Raw genomic sequence first — 15,618 nt, 5'->3', positions numbered from 1 at the left:
CAGAGGCCGCGCGCTGCTCTGCACGGAACTCTGTGGTTGATAAGCATGCAGTGTACCGCCTAACGGCGGTCACTGCAAACGCACTTAGTTCAAGGTCTTGTGCAGACCTTGCAAATCATACACACGCAACTCATCCAGATGGCGGATGCCTTCGACGGCCGCTTCCGCGCCCGCGATGGTCGTGTAGGTCGTCACGCGCGAGGCCAGGGCCGACGTGCGGATGGCCCGCGAATCGACGATGGCGCTGCGCTTTTCTTCCACGGTGTTGATTACCAGCACGATTTCATGGTTCTTGATCATGTCGACCACGTGCGGACGGCCTTCGATCACCTTGTTCACTGGCGTGACGGCGATGCCGGCAGCAGCAATCACGGCGGCGGTGCCCTTGGTGGCGACCACGGTGAAACCGGACTCGACCAGGTCGCGCGCCACTTGCACGGCGCGCGGCTTGTCCGACGCTTTCACGCTGATGAAAACCTTGCCCGATTTTGGCAGGTTGACGCCGGCGCCCAGTTGCGATTTCACAAACGCTTCGCCGAAGGTCAGGCCCACGCCCATGACTTCGCCCGTCGATTTCATTTCAGGGCCGAGGATGGTGTCCACGCCCGGGAACTTGACGAACGGGAACACGGCTTCCTTGACGCTGAAATATGGCGGCACGACTTCCTGCGTGATGCCTTGCGACGCCAGCGACTGGCCGACCATGCAGCGCGCGGCGATCTTCGCCAGTTGCAGACCCGTGGCTTTCGAGACGAAAGGCACGGTGCGCGACGCGCGTGGATTGACTTCCAGCACGAAGACGACATCTTTCATTGCGCCATCGATCTCTTGCTTCTGGATCGCGAACTGCACGTTCATCAGGCCGACCACGTTCAAACCCTTGGCCATCAGCGCCGTCTGGCGTTTCAGTTCTTCAATGGTTTCCGGTGCCAGCGAATACGGCGGCAAGGAGCAAGCCGAGTCGCCCGAGTGGACGCCAGCCTGTTCGATGTGTTCCATTACGCCGCCAATGAACGTCGTTTCGCCGTCGGAGATGCAATCGACGTCGCACTCGATGGCGTCGTTCAGGAAGCGGTCCAGCAGCACCGGCGAATCGTGCGAGACCTTGACGGCTTCGCGCATGTAGCGCTCGAGGTCGCGTTGCTCGTGGACGATTTCCATGGCGCGACCGCCCAGCACGTACGATGGACGCACGACCAGCGGGTAGCCGATTTCCTGCGCCAGCGCCAGGGCGTCGGCTTCCGTGCGCGCGGTGCGGTTAGGCGGCTGGCGCAGTTCCAGCTTGTGCAGCATCTGCTGGAAACGCTCGCGGTCTTCGGCCGCGTCGATCATGTCGGGCGAGGTGCCGATGATCGGTACGCCATTCGCTTCCAGGTCCAGCGCCAGTTTCAATGGCGTCTGACCGCCGTACTGCACGATCACGCCCACCGGTTTTTCGATGGCGACGATTTCCAGCACGTCTTCCAGCGTCAGCGATTCAAAGTACAGGCGGTCCGAGGTATCGTAGTCGGTCGAAACCGTTTCTGGGTTGCAATTGACCATGATGGTTTCGTAGCCGTCTTCGCGCATGGCGAGGGCCGCGTGGACGCAGCAATAGTCAAACTCGATACCCTGGCCGATACGGTTCGGGCCACCGCCCAGCACCATGATCTTTTTCTTGTCGGTCGGATTCGATTCGCACTCTTCGTCGTACGTGGAATACATGTACGCCGTGTCGGTCGAGAATTCCGCCGCGCACGTGTCGACGCGCTTGTAGACGGGACGGATGTTCAGCGCATGGCGCTGCTGGCGCACGGCCGTGTCGGTCGTCTGCAACAGGAAACCCAGGCGGCGGTCCGAGAAGCCCTTCTGTTTCAACTTGTACAGGGTGTTCTTGTCCAGGTTTTCCAGCTTCTGCGTATCGAGCCACAGTTCCAGGTCGACGATTTCCTTGATCTGGATCAGGAACCATGGGTCGATCTTGGTCAGCTGGTGCACTTCTTCCAAAGTAAAACCTTGGGCAAACGCGTCGCCCACGTACCAGATGCGCTCAGGACCAGGCTCGCCCAGTTCTTCTTCGATCTTTTCACGGTCCTTGGTCTTTTCGTTCATGCCGTCCACGCCCACTTCCAGGCCGCGCAAGGCTTTCTGGAACGATTCCTGGAAGGTACGGCCGATGGCCATCACTTCGCCGACGGATTTCATCTGCGTCGTCAGGTGGTGGTCGGCGGTCGGGAATTTCTCGAACGTGAAACGGGGAATCTTCGTGACGACGTAATCGATCGACGGTTCGAACGATGCCGGCGTGGCGCCGCCCGTGATTTCATTGCGCAGCTCGTCCAGGGTGAAACCGACGGCCAGCTTGGCGGCGATCTTGGCGATCGGAAAACCCGTCGCTTTCGATGCCAGCGCCGACGAACGCGATACGCGCGGGTTCATCTCGATGACGATCATGCGGCCATCGACAGGGTTGATCGAGAATTGCACGTTCGAGCCGCCGGTGTCGACGCCGATCTCGCGCAGCACTGCCAGACTGGCATTGCGCATGATCTGGTATTCCTTGTCCGTCAGGGTTTGCGCTGGCGCAACCGTGATGGAGTCGCCCGTGTGCACGCCCATCGGGTCGAGGTTTTCGATCGAGCAGATGATGATGCAGTTGTCCGCCTTGTCGCGCACCACTTCCATCTCGTACTCTTTCCAGCCCAGCAACGATTCTTCGATCAGCAGCTCTTTCGTCGGCGATGCTTCCAGGCCGCGCTTGCAGATGGTTTCGAATTCTTCTTCGTTGTAGGCGATGCCGCCGCCGGAACCGCCCATGGTGAACGATGGACGGATGATGGTCGGGAAGCCCAGGGTGCGCTGCACGGCCCACGATTCTTCCATCGAGTGCGCCACGCCCGAGCGTGCCGAACCGAGGCCGATCTTCGTCATCGCGTCCTTGAACTTGGAACGGTCTTCGGCCTTGTCGATGGCTTCCGGCGATGCGCCGATCAGCTCGACGTTGTATTTCGCCAGCACGCCATTGTTGAACAGGTCCAGCGCGCAGTTCAGCGCCGTCTGGCCGCCCATCGTCGGCAGGATGGCGTCAGGACGCTCCTTGGCGATGATGCGCTCGACAACCGACCAGGTGATCGGTTCGATGTAGGTCACGTCGGCCATTTCCGGGTCCGTCATGATGGTCGCAGGATTGCTGTTGACCAGGATGACTTTATAGCCCTCTTCGCGCAGGGCCTTGCACGCTTGCGCGCCGGAATAATCGAATTCGCAGGCCTGGCCGATCACGATCGGGCCAGCGCCAATAATCAGAATACTTTTGATATCTAAACGTTTAGGCATTTTTCTTTTTCTCCTCCGCAGCCATCAAGTTGATGAAGCGGTCAAACAGGTAAGCAACATCCATCGGGCCCGGCGACGCTTCAGGGTGGCCCTGGAAGCAGAAGGCCGGCTTGTCCGTGCGGGCAAAGCCTTGCAGGGAGCCGTCGAACAGCGATTCATGGGTCACGCGGCAATTCGCGGGCAGAGTTGCCGCGTCGACTGCGAAACCGTGGTTTTGCGAGGTAATCAAGACCTGTTTCGTTTCCAGGTCTTGCACCGGGTGGTTGGCGCCGTGGTGGCCGAACTTCATCTTCAAGGTCTTCGCGCCGGAAGCGAGCGCCATGATCTGGTGGCCGAGGCAGATGCCGAAGGTCGGGATACCCTTCTCGATCAACTCGCGGGTCGCCGCGATGGCGTAGTCGCACGGTTCCGGGTCGCCGGGGCCGTTCGACAGGAAGATGCCGTCCGGATTCAGCGCCAGGGCGTCGGCCGCCGTCGCTTGCGCGGGCAGCACGGTGACTTTGCAGCCGCGCGCCGTCAGCATGCGCAGGATGTTGCGCTTGACGCCGTAGTCGAAGGCGACCACGTGGTATTTCGCGTCCGCGTCAGCCAGCTGGCCGTAGCCTTCGCCCAGGGTCCATTCCGTTTCGCGGTATTCATACGGCGCCTTGGCCGAGACGACCTTGGCCAGGTCCATGCCGGCCAGGCCGGGGAAGGAGCGGGCCAGCTCCAGCGCTTGGGCGCTAGATGGCTCGTTGCCTTGCGTACCGACGAGGATGGCACCGCCCTGCGCACCTTTTTCACGCAGGATGCGCGTGAGCTTGCGTGTATCGATGCCGGCGATGGCGACGATATTTTCAGCTTTCAGGTAATCGGACAGGGAGAGCGTGGAACGGAAATTGGATGCCAGCAATGGCAGATCGCGGATGATGAGGCCAGCGGCGTGTACCTTGGAAGACTCGACGTCTTCGGGATTGACGCCCGTATTGCCGATATGCGGATAGGTCAGGGTGACCATCTGGCGGCAATAGCTTGGGTCGGTAAGGATTTCCTGATACCCGGTCATCGAGGTGTTGAAAACAACCTCGCCCGTGGTATGACCGGCGGCACCGATCGAAAAACCTTTAAAGATCGTTCCATCAGCAAGCGCTAATATGGCTGGAACGGCAGGGCCAGAAAAAAATGGCGGCAAGGGCAACTCCTGATAAAGTTACCGTAGCTGCGCCACGTCAGACCGACCGCCTAGATACCCGAGCCAGATGCACTCAGGGTGTTTCAACGGTCATTTTGAATGAGGGGATGGGTAGTCGCTACGGTATATGTGTGATTGGCTAAACCTTTGAATTATAACCAAAAGGAAGCTTTTCCACAAGGAAGAAAATTCAGAAAGCCCGGCATTTTTTGCGCAGCAACATAAATCCTGCGCCCCATGAAAAAAGCCGCCCGGCTTGCGCGGAGCGGCTTGCAAAGCAATATCGGTTACTACTTAGGCCGTCAAAGCGGCGATGCCCGCTTTGGCAATTTGCGCGTCCTCGGCTGACTTGACACCCGAGACGCCGACGGCGCCCACGTAGTGGCCGTCGAACACGATGGGCACGCCGCCTTCGAGCAAGCCGTCGATTTCCGGGGCGCTCAGGAACGACACGCGGCCGCCGTTGATCATCTCTTCATAGATGCGCGATTCGCGGCGGCCCAGCGCGGCCGTCTTGGCTTTCGATGGGGCGATGTGCGACGAGATCGGCGCCACGCCATCCATGCGCTGCAGCCATACCAGATGGCCGCCGTCGTCGACGATGGCGATCGTGACCGCCCAGTTATTCTTGACCGCTTCCGCTTCGGCGGCGGCAGCGATTTTCTTTACGTCGTCCAGGGTCAAAATCGGTTTCGATTGCATGAGACATCCTTGTTATGTTAAAGCAAAATTGTATACGAAATGCGCAGCGGCGCGATCGCGTCATGATCGCCTACTGCTCGCGTTTGGCTTTCAGCTTTTGCTTGAGTTGCGCCATGACGGCAAACGTCGCCTGCTCGCCCGCCAGGATGGCCTGGTTGCGGCTGTTGAAATCGTTCCCTTTCATGGTGCCCAGGCTGGGCTGGATCACCACGTCCGCATCTTTCAATTCGAACTGGTTGATGCGCTGCCCCATGATGGCGAAGGTCTGCATGATGACTTCCATCGAACTGATGGCCTTTTGCGTATCCGTTTGCGACGAAATATTCACGGCGATGATGAAGTCGGCACCCATGTCGCGCGCAAAGCGCACGGGCACGGGAGCGACGAGGCCGCCATCGACATAGGTATGGCCGGCGATCGTCACGGGCTGGAACACGCCCGGCACGGCCGACGAGGCGCGCACGGCCATGCCGGTGTTACCGCGCTGGAACAGGATCGGCTGGCCATTTTTGAGGTCGGTCGCCACCACGCCAAACGGAATCTTCAGCTTTTCCAGCGACACGCCGCCGACCGCCTTGTTGACATAGCTTTGCAGCGCTTCGCCTTTCAGCACGCCGGACGACTTGCCGAACAGGGGCAAGGCCCAGTCGGAAATGGCCGCCTCGTCCATGTCGAAGGCCATCTTTTGCAAGGTGAAGCCCGAGTTGCCTGCCGCATACAGGGCGCCCACCACGCTGCCGGCGCTGGTGCCGGTGACGATGTCGGCATGTATACCCTGCGATTCGAGCGCCTTGATCACGCCGATGTGCGCAAAACCGCGCGCCGCGCCGCCGCCCAGCGCCAGGCCGATCTTGATCTTGCGGGGAGCGACGACGGGTTCGGGCGGCGTCAATACTTGTACAGGTTTCGGGGCGGTGGTATCGCAGCCGGCCAGCACGAAGGCGGCCAGGGCAAGCAGGGTCAGGCGTTTAGGGAACATGGTGGCAGAAGAGAACCGCGCGCGGCAGTGGCAATAAAGGAGAGCCGATTGTAGCGCAAGCGGAGCCGGCCGCACTGAAGGCGGTCTTAAATGTTTATAGTGACAAGATTGCGAACCGTGCGCGCCATGCCGGCTGCTAGACTGGCGCCTGGTTCCCCACCTCACCACCTCCTGGCTTATGAAAACAGACCTGTTCCGCTTCATCGCGCACCCATGCTTGCTCGTTGCCACCCTGCTCGGTGCAGCCTGCGCCAACGCCACCCCCGCCGCGGCGCAGCGCCCAGATAGCATCGCGGAAAGGATGGCGGGCTTTACCTGCACGGGTAACATACAGATTCCCAATGATCAGGGGGAGCACACGATTGAACTCAGCTTCGACGTCCCCGACCGGCACGGCGCGCAAGGCACCCACATCATTGACGGGCGCGGCAAAGCGAGTAATTTCTACGATTGCCGGCAAAGCGGCGACAGCTTGTCTTGCACATATGACGCAGGGCCAAGCAGCGGCCCGCTGACCATGCGCTTTAGCGGCAACTTGACGCAAGTAAAGGGCGAATTCAATTCCCCGTTTGAAAACAGCACCGCCTTGCCATTTTCCGCTCGCTGCCAAAAATCGGAGCAATAGCAGCGTCCGGGCCATGGGCCAAGCGAAGAGCACCCGCTGGGTAGCTGGCTCGCATGCAGAATCGTCCCAACCGCCTATCACTCGCCGAATCAGTCAACATGTCCAACGAATATCAATTTTCCGACAGCCGCGCCCTGAGCGCCCCATTTGCGCAACAGTTATCGCAGCTGCCGCCCGACGGCGCCCTCGCCTGGCTGATCACCGTACTCGCCACGCAGGCGCCCGCGCTGCGCTCGTCGAACGCCATCCTGCTGGCCTACACGGGCAACCCGGCCGCAATCGCCTGGCTAGAGAACAATATCGGCTCGCCCGTGGCGGGGCAATGGGGCGTGGCGGCGGCCCTGCTGGGCACGCCGTGGCCGCAAATCGTTGACTGGCTGCAACGGGGCGGCGCGCACCGGCTGATGGCGCTCGATGCCTTGCTCGCGTGCCGCAAGCCCGCCGTCAACATGTCGCCGCTGGAACAGATCGCCGCCCCCGTGCTGCCGCAAGCGCCAGCGCGCGCCGAACTCGACGCCGCGCTGGCCGCCTGCCTGGCGGCATCTCCCACGCCGCGCATCCAGGCGGCCATCGACTCGATCAACAAGCACGTGGACGAGATCCTGCGCGGCGGCCCCCGCGGCGTGGCCGTGGCCGACTTGCCGCGCCTGTACCTGGACCCGGCACCATTCAAGGATGCGCCCGCCATCTTGGTGCAGCACGCGTCTGTGGTGGGCGGCATGCGGCAAAACCTGCAGAACTTGCTCAAAGGCATATTGTGAATCGACCTGCCCTGGTGACGATCGACTTGAGCGAGATCAACACCACGCGCCAGCTGCACGCGGCGCTGGCGGCCGCGCTGGATTTCCCTTCCTTCTACGGCATGAACTGGGATGCCTTCTGGGATGCCGTCACGGGCCTGGTGGACATGCCGCAACAACTGGAGCTGCGCGGCTGGCAGGGACTGGCGGCGCGCCTGCCCCGCGAGGCGGCCCTGTTGCGGCGCTGCCTGGAACGCGCGCGGCAGGAAATGCCGGACTCGGCATCACACGTGCACTACATGTAAGACGGAAACGCTTGACAGCCCCGCCCGACATCCCTTACATTGAGTGCATGTCCTCCTTCAAACATTCCTCCCCTTCCCTGCTGTCGCTATCGCGACTACTACTAGCACGCGCATAAGTTTGCCGCATTGCTTCGCCTGGCCACACGCCGGCGTGTTTCAAAAACCCTGGAAGGTTTGATGATGTTTGCACCATCCCCATACGTACACGTAATCCCCGCTGCGACCGCCCCTGCCGGCATCGCGGCCGCACTGCTACCGCTACCGATCGCTTGCCTGGCCTAGTGTTGCGTGGCCGCCCGGCAAGCTTGCGCCACAACCATTGATTTCCCCCTATCTTCAGGAGTACCCGATCATGATGTTGCAAAACCCAGCTTCCAAATACCGCGCCTTTCCTCCAGTTAAATTGACCGACCGTCAATGGCCGAACCAGATCATCAGCAAACCGCCGATCTGGATGAGCACCGACTTGCGCGACGGCAATCAGTCCCTGATCGAGCCGATGAGTGCGGAAAAGAAGCTGCGGTTCTTCGAGATGCTGATCGCCATCGGCCTGAAGGAAATCGAAGTGGGTTTCCCATCGGCATCGCAGACGGATTTCGATTTCGTGCGCAAGCTTGTCGATGAAGGCCGCATTCCGGACGACGTCACCATCATCGTGCTGACCCAGTCGCGCGAAGAATTGATCCGCCGCACGGTGGAATCGGTCGTCGGCGCCAAGCGCGCCATCGTCCACCTGTACAACTCCGTGGCGCCCGTGTTCCGCAAGGTCGTGTTCGGCATGTCGCGCGAAGAAATCACGAATATCGCCACCACCGGCACCACTTTGGTAAAACAGCTGGTGGCCCAGCATCCGGAAACGGAATGGGGCTTCGAATACACGCCGGAATCGTTCTCCACCACGGAACTCGATTTCTCCAAGCACATCTGCGACGCCGTCAGCGCCATCTGGAAGCCGACGCCGGCCAACAAGATGATCATCAACCTGCCGTCGACCGTGGAATGCAGCACGCCCAACGTGTATGCGGACCAGATCGAATGGATGTCGCGCAAGCTGGCGCGCCGCGATTCCATCATCATCAGCGTGCACCCGCATAACGACCGCGGCACGGCCGTTGCGTCGGCCGAGCTGGCCGTGATGGCGGGCGCCGACCGCGTCGAAGGTTGCTTGTTCGGCAATGGCGAGCGCACGGGCAACGTCGACCTCGTCACTTTGGCGATGAACTTGTACACGCAGGGCGTGCACCCGGGCCTGGATTTCTCCGACATCGACACCGTGCGCAAGTGCGTGGAAGAGTGCAACCAGCTGCCCGTCCACCCGCGCCACCCGTATGCGGGCGACCTGGTGTTCACGGCATTCTCCGGCTCGCACCAAGATGCCATCAAGAAAGGTTTCGCCAAGCAACAACCGGACAGCATCTGGGAAGTGCCGTACCTGCCCATCGATCCGGCCGACCTGGGCCGCAGCTATGACGCCGTGATCCGCGTCAACAGCCAGTCCGGCAAGGGCGGCATGGCGTATTTGCTGGAACAGGAATACGGCCTGGTCTTGCCGCGCCGCCTGCAGATCGAATTCTCGCGCGCCGTGCAAGCCGTGGCCGACGCCACGGGCCGCGAAATCGCCGCGCAGGATATCCACGAAATCTTCCAGAAGGAATACCTGGAGCAGACGGCGCCGTACGCCTACGCTGCGCACCGCATGGTGGAAGACACCAGCAGCGACGAATCCGTGCAGATCGACATCAGCCTGTCGCACCGCCAGACGCCGCTGGCCCTGCAAGGCGGCGGCAACGGCCCCATCGACGCCTTCGTCAATGCGCTCGGTCTCGACATCAAGCTGATGGATTACCATGAGCACTCGATCGGTTCCGGCGCCAACGCGCAAGCGGCGTGCTATGTGGAATTGCGCCTCGACAACGGCCCGACCCTGTTCGGCGCCGCCATCGACAGCAATATCGTCACCGCCTCGTTCAAGGCCGTGCTGTCGGCCGTGAACCGCCGCATCAAGCAGACGGACGCCGAAAAAACAACAGCGGCCGACGTGGCTGCCAGCGCCGCCTAAGTTCCTTTCGGCACGCTCCATAGGGAGAAAAAGCGGTATGGCTTGATCGCCGTGCCGCTTTTTCATTTCTGCAAGGCAATTAGTAGTGCAAATCAGGTATCGCCGACCGTATAATCGTTTCATAATAAGACCACCGGAGACAGATCATTAGCTACCGAGGGAATCAGTATGAAATTGACGGACATGAAGATAGGCGCGCGCCTGGGCGCGGGTTTTGGCGTGGTGCTGCTGCTGATGGCAGTGCTGGTGGGCACGGGCCTGTTGCGCCTGGACAAGATCGGCACGCTCAGCGAAGCCATCATCGAGAAAGACTGGGCCAAGGCGGACGCCATCGCCACCATCCGCAGCACCACGCGCTCGAACGCGGCACTCGTGCTGGAACTGTTCATCCATGAAGATCCGGCCCGCGCCAGCGCCATCCACGGCGAAATCGATGCCAACAAGGCCACCATCACCGATGCGCTGGCCATCCTCGACCGCCTGATCGTGCTGCCTGAAGGCAAGGAACTGCTGGCTACGCTGAAACAGCAGCGCAAGGCCTATGTCGTCTCGTTCAGCCAGGCAGACAAGCTGCTGGTGGCGGGACAGCGCGCGGAAGCGGCCAAGCACGTGCGCGACGATACCCTGCCCGCCCTGAATCAGTTGCAAAAGACGGTGAACCGCCTGAATGAAATCCAGCGCGGCGTGGTCGTGCATGGCGGCCAGCAAATCCAGCAGAATATTTCCGCAGCGAATGTGCTGATGGCCAGCCTGGGCACGGCCGCCTTGCTGCTGGGCGTGCTCTTTGCCTGGCGGGTCACGCGCTCGATCACCGCGCCCGTCGCCTATGCGCTTGGCGTGGCGCAAGCCGTGGCGGCAGGCGACTTGAGCAGCAAGATCGTGGCCGAGGGCAACGATGAAATGGCCCAGCTGCTGCGCGCGCTGCACGACATGAACCGCAACCTGGCGACCCTCGTAGGCCAGGTGCGCGGCGGCACGGGCACGATCGCCGTGGCGTCGAGCCAGATCGCCAGCGGCAATGCCGACCTGTCGGCCCGCACGGAAGCGCAGGCCAGCGCGCTGGAAGAAACGGCCTCGTCGATGATCGAACTGACGGGCACCGTGCGCAGCAACAGCGACAATGCGCGCCAGGCCGACAGCCTGGCCCGCTCGGCCTCCGCCATCGCCCAGCGCGGCGGCACGGCCATGGCGGAAGTGATCGGCACCATGGACGCCATCAATGCCTCGTCGCGCAAGATCGTCGACATCATCGCCGTCATCGACGGCATCGCTTTCCAGACGAATATCCTGGCACTGAATGCGGCCGTGGAAGCGGCGCGTGCCGGCGAGCAAGGCCGCGGCTTTGCCGTCGTGGCGTCGGAAGTGCGCAACCTGGCGCAACGCTCGGCGGCGGCGGCAAAAGAGATCAAGGAACTCATTGCCGACTCCGTCACGCGGGTCGGCCAGGGCGCGCAGCTGGTCAGCCAGGCGGGCGCCACGATGGATGAAGTGGTGGCCAGCGTGGGCCGGGTCAGCGCCATCGTCGGTGAAATCAGCGTCGCCAACCACGAGCAGAGCGAAGGCATCGAGCAGATCAATGCGGCCATCATGCAGATGGACCAGACGACGCAACAGAACGCGGCCCTGGTCGAGGAAGCGGCCGCGGCGGCGGCGGCCATGCATGAACAGGCGGGCGACCTGGAAACCCTCGTCAGCCAGTTCAAGCTCGAGCAGAACGCCAGCGCCAAGGCACCGCCCCGCCCTGACGCGCCCGCCGTCCCGCGCCTGCACTAAGTTGATTATTCCACCTTTGCTTATTCCACCTTTGCTTATTCCACCTTTGCTTATTCCACCTTTGCTTATTCCACCTGGCGCGCCAGGCGGATGCCCGTAAATTGCCAGCGCGCGCCGGCCGGGAAGAAATTGCGGTAGCTGGCGCGCGCATGGCCGGCCGGCGTGGCGCACGACGAGCCGCGCAGCACATACTGGTTCAGCATGAACTTGCCGTTGTATTCGCCCAGCGCCCCGGGCGCCGTGCGGTAGCCCGGGTACGGCGCATAGCTGCTGCTGGTCCACTGCCAGCAATGACCGAACATCTGCCGCAATCCCGTTCCCGGCGCGCCGGCCGCCGGATGCAGCTGGCCCACCTGCATGTCGACGCCCTGCGCCGCCACTTCCCACTCCGCTTCCGTCGGCAGGCGCGCGCCGGCCCAGTGCGCATACGCATCGGCCTCGAACAGCGACAAGTGCGTGGCCGGCGCCTGCGGGTCCAGCGGGCGCAAGCCGGATAAAGTGAATTCCTGCCAGCGGCCCGCCTCGTCGCACTGCCAGTACAACGGGCAGGACAGCTGTTGCGTGCGGACCCAGTCCCAGCCTTCGGCCAGCCACCAATGCGCCGTGCGGTAGCCGCCCGCCTCGATAAAGGCGAGAAATTCCCCATTCGTCACCAGCGCGCTGGCCAGTTCGAACGGCGCCACGTATTGCGGGTGGCGCGGCAATTCATTGTCAAAACAAAAGCCGTCGCCCGCATGGCCGATCTGCGCCAGGCCGCCGTCGAAGGCGAGCCAGGCCGTGGGCTGCGCGGCTTGCCGCGCCGGCGCCACCGCGCCGTCTAGATAGGCAGGAAACAGGGCGCTCTGCGCCAGCAGGTGTTTGACGTCCGTCAACAGCAATTCCTGGTGCTGCTGCTCGTGTTCCAGGCCCAGCGCCAGCAGCATGGTCAGCCGTTCGCGTTCGTCGCGCGCCAGTTCGCCCGCCAGCAGGCGCGCGACGCGCGCATCGACGTCGGCCCGGTAAGCGCGCACCTGCGCCATGCCGGGGCGCGTCAGCAAGCCCCGCTGGGCGCGCGGGTGCTTCTCGCCCACGCCGTTGTAATACGAGTTGAACAGCACGCGGAAAGCCGGGTGGAATGGCGCGAACGCCGTTTCCATGCTTTCCAGGATAAACGTTTCGAAAAACCAGGTCGTATGCGCGAGGTGCCATTTGACGGGACTGGCGTCCGGCATCGACTGGGCGCCGCAATCCTCGTCGGACAGGGGTTCGGCCAGCCGCAGCGAGTGCTGGCGCACTGTATTGTAATGATCGATCAGCATCTTTTTCTTAGTCCCTGATGATGCGCGCATAAATGACGGCAAACCACTGCTGCGGGTCCGTCCAGACTTGCACGGTGGAAAACCCCGCCTGCTCCAGCAAGCCGACGAAGGCCGGGCGCGTATATTTATAGCTGTCCTCTGTATGGATGCGTTCGCCTTTCGCGAAACGGCGCTGGCCACCTTTCCAATGGACAACTTGTTCGCTGCGCGCTTCCAGGTGCATTTCGACGCGGTGCTCGTCGGCGTTGAAAAAGCCGTGGTGCCGCCACGCGCGCACGTCGAAGTCGGCGCCGATCAGGCCGTTCACGTGGCGCAGCATGTTCAGATTAAAAGCGGCCGTGACGCCCAGCGCGTCGTCATAGGCGGCGTCGAGGATGGCGTCTTCCTTGATCAGGTCGACGCCGATCAGCAGGCCGCCATCGCCGTCCGCGTTCGCGCGCAGGCGGCGCAAAAAAGCGGTCGCTTGCTCAGGCGCAAAATTGCCGATCGACGAGCCGGGATAGAAGAACAATCGCCGCGCCTCGCGCACGCTGTCGGGCAAGTCCAGGCGGCTGGAGAAATCCAGGCCCAGACCCGTCATCTCGATATGCGGAAAGCGCTGCTGCAGCCGGCTCAGCGATTCACTGAGAAAATCGTAGGAAATATCCACGGCCACATATTGCGCCGGATGCAGCAGCGGAAACAGGCTGGCGGCCTTGGCGCAATTGCCCGCGCCCAGGTCGATCAGGGTGCTGCCCGGCCCCACGGCGTGCGCGATCTCGGCGCCGTGGCGCGCGAAGATGGCCGCCTCGGTACGCGTCGGATAGTACTCGGGCAAGGCGCAGATGGCTTCGAACAGTTTCGAGCCGAGCGCGTCGTACAGGTACTTGGGCGACGTCCAGGCATCGCGCGCCAACAGGCCTGCGCTGATCTCGGCTATCGTGACAGGAGTGGCGCTGGCCGCGCTGGCGTTGCTGGCGGGATACAAATCGGACTGCTGTTGCGCGAGTGGCATGGTCATGGGCTGGCGTCGTCAATATGAGGTTCACGAAGGGCTTGCACGGTCAGCCACCGGGCGCGCCGCCCCTGCCGCAGCGGTGTGCGGGCGCCTTGCCGATGACTTTTTTCCATCATAGCGGAATCCGCGCAAGCCAGCCGTGCGGCAGGTAACTTAAGGTCGAACAGCCGGCATGCACATAAAATTGGTATTACCCAGCAAAAATGATAAGGCTGTCGTATACTACACATTGCCGGCCAAACAATCCGCGCCCCTTGCAGTTCCCAGGCCCCCCTCTCCCCCGCGTGCCTCCCTTTACGATAGCCGTTATTAATCAAGATCACCATGCTCGAATTGCGCCATCTGTCGAAGTCCTATGCCAATGCCCGTCCCGTGCTGGCCAACATTTCCTGCCGCTTCAAGGCGGGGGAATTCATCGCCATCATGGGCGATTCGGGCGTGGGCAAGTCGACCTTGCTGAACCTGATCGCCGGCCTCGATACGCCCGATGCGGGTGCCGAAGCGCACCCTATCCTGGTGGACGGCATTGCCATGTCCAGCCTCGATGACGCCGCCGCCACCCGACTGCGTCGCGCCCGCATGGGCTTTATTTTCCAGGCTTTCCACGTCTTGCCGCACCTGACCCTGCTGCAAAACGTGGCCCTGCCGCTGCTGCTCAACGGACTGCCCCAGGAGCGTGCCGCCAGCATGCTCGAGGCCGTCGGCCTGGGCGGACGCGGCGGCGACTTTCCGCAGCAATTGTCGGGCGGCGAAATGCAGCGCGTGGCCATCGCCCGCGCACTCGTGCACAAGCCGGCGCTGGTGCTGGCCGATGAACCCACCGGCAACCTCGACCCGGACACGGCGCACAGCATCCTGCAATTGCTGCGCGCCGAAATCAAGGCCAACGGCAGTTGCGCGATCATGGTCACGCACTCGCTGGCCGCCGCCGAAATGGCGGACCGGACCATGATTCTGACGAAAAGCGGCTTACAAAATACAACAACCGTCAACCAAATTGATCAAACAATCAGTTAATTTAACTGACCATCTGTCACAAGTTTTGTTATCGTAGTATTATTGAAAACACTTGCCTGGTTATCAATGTTGTAACGCAAATGTTGTCACGTCACCCAGACAGCCGTACTGCGATGACGAACCATAGCCGGGACCATATAAAAAGTGGTCTCGTCCCTTGCATAACCTGAAGGAGGAGTAAATGAACGTTCGACAAAAGAAGCTGGAAATGATTGAAGCGATGAACCGGGCGCGTGCGCTCGAACCATCGAGTTTTGTGCCCAACAAGCTGCTCGATACCCTGATCGAGAAGCTGAACTTGAAAAATGATGCGGAACTGTGCCGCGTCCTGGAAGTTCAGCCTCCCATCATCAGCAAGATTCGGCACGGCAAACTGTCGGTCGGTGCAACGATTTTATTGCGCATGCATGAAAAATCGGACATCACCATCCGCGAACTGAAGGAACTGTCCGCCACACCAGTCCATTGAACCACCCGCTGTTGTAATGCCATGCCAGGCACCCAGGTCCCCGGCGCCATGAACTTTTGCCATACAATTCGCGTAGTTCGCTCACCGCACAACATCCGAGCACGATAGCGAAGAGACCCAGCCCAAACCATGCTGACCGTTTCTCTGCCCTGCCGCGCCAGCCCTCCC

Annotated in this window: 13 protein-coding genes; 7 read left to right on the top strand and 6 right to left on the bottom strand. The window is 61.7% G+C overall.

Annotated features, from left to right (window positions below; genetic code table 11):
* Positions 1-84: 84 nt before the first annotated feature.
* The 4 genes from carB to D9M09_RS09370 form a co-directional block, all read right to left on the bottom strand.
* Positions 85-3,315: a carbamoyl-phosphate synthase large subunit gene (carB, locus tag D9M09_RS09385; protein ID WP_070219519.1), complete on the bottom strand. Its 3,231-nt coding sequence runs from the start codon at positions 3,313-3,315 to the stop codon at positions 85-87.
* Positions 3,308-4,486 carry a glutamine-hydrolyzing carbamoyl-phosphate synthase small subunit gene (gene carA / locus D9M09_RS09380; protein WP_070219520.1) on the bottom strand — a complete coding sequence of 393 codons (1,179 nt, stop codon included), beginning with the start codon at positions 4,484-4,486 and terminating at the stop codon, positions 3,308-3,310. Before carA ends, carB begins: the two co-directional genes overlap by 8 nt.
* 294 nt (positions 4,487-4,780) lie before the next feature.
* Positions 4,781-5,188, bottom strand: coding sequence for a GlcG/HbpS family heme-binding protein (locus D9M09_RS09375; RefSeq protein WP_121669135.1), 408 nt, complete (start codon positions 5,186-5,188; stop codon positions 4,781-4,783).
* A gap of 70 nt (positions 5,189-5,258) precedes the next feature.
* Entirely contained in the window at positions 5,259-6,167 is a 909-nt protein-coding gene (locus tag D9M09_RS09370; protein ID WP_121669134.1) for a patatin-like phospholipase family protein, read from the bottom strand.
* 178 nt (positions 6,168-6,345) lie between these two features.
* Between D9M09_RS09370 and D9M09_RS09365 the strand changes: the two genes are divergently transcribed.
* The 5 genes from D9M09_RS09365 (at position 6,346) to D9M09_RS09345 (ending at position 11,669) form a co-directional block, all read left to right on the top strand.
* Entirely contained in the window at positions 6,346-6,792 is a 447-nt protein-coding gene (locus D9M09_RS09365) for a hypothetical protein (RefSeq protein WP_121669133.1), read from the top strand.
* 98 nt (positions 6,793-6,890) lie between these two features.
* Entirely contained in the window at positions 6,891-7,553 is a 663-nt protein-coding gene (locus D9M09_RS09360; protein WP_083293742.1) for a hypothetical protein, read from the top strand.
* A complete protein-coding gene (locus D9M09_RS09355; protein WP_070313590.1) occupies positions 7,550-7,837 on the top strand; it encodes a barstar family protein in 288 nt (95 codons plus the stop codon). The genes D9M09_RS09360 and D9M09_RS09355 overlap by 4 nt, the downstream gene beginning before the upstream one ends.
* Positions 7,838-8,189: 352 nt before the next feature.
* The gene (gene leuA / locus D9M09_RS09350) at positions 8,190-9,896 is read left to right on the top strand and encodes a 2-isopropylmalate synthase (RefSeq protein WP_070313591.1); all 1,707 of its coding nucleotides are present in this window, start codon (positions 8,190-8,192) and stop codon (positions 9,894-9,896) included.
* A gap of 168 nt (positions 9,897-10,064) precedes the next feature.
* On the top strand, positions 10,065-11,669 hold the full coding sequence (locus D9M09_RS09345; protein ID WP_070313592.1) for a methyl-accepting chemotaxis protein: 1,605 nt from the start codon (positions 10,065-10,067) through the stop codon (positions 11,667-11,669).
* A 65-nt stretch (positions 11,670-11,734) separates the two neighbouring features.
* On the opposite strand, the gene egtB is transcribed toward D9M09_RS09345, so the two are convergent.
* On the bottom strand, positions 11,735-12,967 hold the full coding sequence (gene egtB, locus D9M09_RS09340; protein WP_083293743.1) for an ergothioneine biosynthesis protein EgtB: 1,233 nt from the start codon (positions 12,965-12,967) through the stop codon (positions 11,735-11,737).
* A 7-nt stretch (positions 12,968-12,974) separates the two neighbouring features.
* A complete protein-coding gene (gene egtD, locus D9M09_RS09335) occupies positions 12,975-13,967 on the bottom strand; it encodes an L-histidine N(alpha)-methyltransferase (RefSeq protein WP_083293744.1) in 993 nt (330 codons plus the stop codon).
* Positions 13,968-14,288: 321 nt separating this feature from the next.
* On the opposite strand from egtD, the gene D9M09_RS09330 reads away from it, so the two are divergent.
* Both D9M09_RS09330 and D9M09_RS09325 read left to right on the top strand, forming a co-directional pair.
* Positions 14,289-14,981 (top strand): ABC transporter ATP-binding protein, encoded by a 693-nt coding sequence (locus D9M09_RS09330; RefSeq protein ID WP_070219534.1) that lies wholly within the window; start codon positions 14,289-14,291, stop codon positions 14,979-14,981.
* A gap of 181 nt (positions 14,982-15,162) precedes the next feature.
* Positions 15,163-15,450, top strand: a complete 288-nt coding sequence (locus tag D9M09_RS09325) for a hypothetical protein (RefSeq protein WP_034757399.1) — start codon at positions 15,163-15,165, stop codon at positions 15,448-15,450.
* The last annotated feature ends 168 nt before the right edge of the window (positions 15,451-15,618 follow it).

This window comes from Janthinobacterium agaricidamnosum, from assembly GCF_003667705.1.
GTDB lineage: Bacteria > Pseudomonadota > Gammaproteobacteria > Burkholderiales > Burkholderiaceae_D > Janthinobacterium.
The sequence above is the reverse complement of the archived record's forward strand: the minus strand, read 5'-3'. Positions and strand labels throughout refer to the sequence as shown.